This is a genomic window from Psychrobacter immobilis (assembly GCF_904846225.1).
GTDB classification, from domain to species: Bacteria; Pseudomonadota; Gammaproteobacteria; order Pseudomonadales; family Moraxellaceae; genus Psychrobacter; species Psychrobacter immobilis_F.
Window position 1 is genome coordinate 1 of the sequence record NZ_CAJGZJ010000047.1, and the last position, 1,827, is coordinate 1,827.

The following is a 1,827-nucleotide window of genomic DNA, read 5'->3' on the forward strand; positions in this document are numbered from 1 at the left end:
AGGGTGGATGGAGAATAATCTACCTAAACTGTTTCATGATATGGGTTGTATCTCTTTTATTCTGGATTGACTATAGTTTAGCAAGTATCTCAGTTGCAGCAAATTATCCTGGCGCAACAATTAGTCGTGCCAATTGTTGGGCTCCTTTTCCAAAATCGCAACTTACCCCCACAGGCTCAGGTTGGTACAATGAGTCATTTACTTATGATAGAACAGGTTTTGCAAAATATTTAACGAATTCTACAGATGCAACAAATTTTGATTTAAGACCTTACTATCATTTAGCTTATGTTGTTTCAGATCAGAAGGACGCACGGTCATCTAAAGTAACTAGATTGGCTTCTGGAAGCGGTTATACAAATTCTTGGAGAGTTTATGCGGGGAGAGCTCAACCAGCACTTCTTCCATATCCACAAACAGGACCTTACTATTCTGTTACAGGCTCACATAGAGAAAGATTAAACTCTGGAATTGATGCTACGTATAGTACTTTTTCTCGTGAATGCTTTGATGTCGCATATATATAAGTTTTACTTATGAAAAAAATATTACTATTTGGGAGTGTAGTTTTAATTCTGGTCTTAGTAGGCACAATCCTTCTGTATTTTAAACCTAGCAATGCTATCAAATCTACTGAGACAGTACATAACGTCGAAAATAGAAATATTAAAGCCAGTAAGTTAAATGATTCTGAAAAACCTGGTTCAGCACTACAAAATGAAACTCTAAAGCCCAATGCTAGTTTAGCAACTAAGGATTCGTCAAAAGCTATGCCTATTGATAGCATTGATGCTGAAAAGTTAGTTCAATCTCTTAATAGCATGGGTAATGATATTAAATATTTAGGAGTAGCAGAAAGTGGTCTACCGCCATTTGAAATTGATAATTTAATGCAAGATTACGATAATTTAAATAGATATGGTAGTTATAGTGGTGGAAAAATTACCAATGAATTTGCTAGGACGAATGACTTTAAAGATGCTCTGAAAAAAAATGGTGGCCTAGAAAACATATTAAAAAAACTAAACTTTACTCCTACTGATATAGGCGTTTTACTTGGCAATGGATTTAACCTTGTAGGAGCTGACTATTCAGGCGCTTTCAATGAAGGTAAGTTCAATTCCATTTTTAGATCCTATGAAAGTAATAGTGGGAAAAGATTTGAGATAAATGAAATGTATTTAACGCCTGAAAATAATTACTCTCTTAATGTTTATACAGAGTCAATAAATTTTTATTTAGCAGGTCATCCAGCTACTCTACAAAGCTTAAAAGGCGCTGATAATAAGGAGATTTATAATATAGATTTTGCTGTCAACAAAAGACTCTTTTCTATTAGCTCAGAAGGTTTTACTTATTCAGAGTTTTTACAAACGAGTATAAAAATAGCTAATTCTGCTGAAAAAAACTAATAAATTTTATTTAATCTACTGTAATGATAGTTTCAAATTATTAACAAGTTCAGTAAAAGACTCTTATGAATTATTAGCGGTATACAGTGCTAGCCCTTCTATTTTATTTATTTCTAGCAACTCAATCATAAAAGCCCCTAGTAATATTTTTGCCGTGTCAGCTTCTTATCTACCTTCTGCTTCTCTCTATTTATTTTAAGTTCAAGCTCATTAATCTTCTGTTGTTCCTTTAAATCATTACCACCAAGTAAATTCATAACCCTTCCTTAAATCATCAAATTATTTACTTACCTAACTATAGCAACTTCGCCAATACCTAACAACAGTTTATGATATAGTGAGCTATGCTGAAGAAACCGTAGAGATAAACTTGGTAAACTAAGCATATTCACAGGAGTTTACCATGACCAAGAAA

Annotated in this window: 2 protein-coding genes; both read left to right on the forward strand. The window is 33.2% G+C overall.

Features of this window, described 5'->3' with window-relative positions; all coding sequences use genetic code 11:
- Positions 1–527: hypothetical protein (locus JMX48_RS13920; RefSeq protein ID WP_227688049.1), on the forward strand; the 527-nt coding region annotated here is incomplete at its 5' end.
- 9 nt (positions 528–536) lie between these two features.
- Entirely contained in the window at positions 537–1,412 is an 876-nt protein-coding gene (locus tag JMX48_RS13925) for a hypothetical protein (protein ID WP_201538766.1), read from the forward strand.
- Positions 1,413–1,827 lie beyond the last annotated feature (415 nt).

What these genes read in the sequence shown, in the direction of transcription:
- JMX48_RS13925 (WP_201538766.1), top strand. Translation starts at nt 537, where the DNA reads ATGAAAAAAATATTACTATTTGGGAGTGTAGTTTTAATTCTGGTCTTA.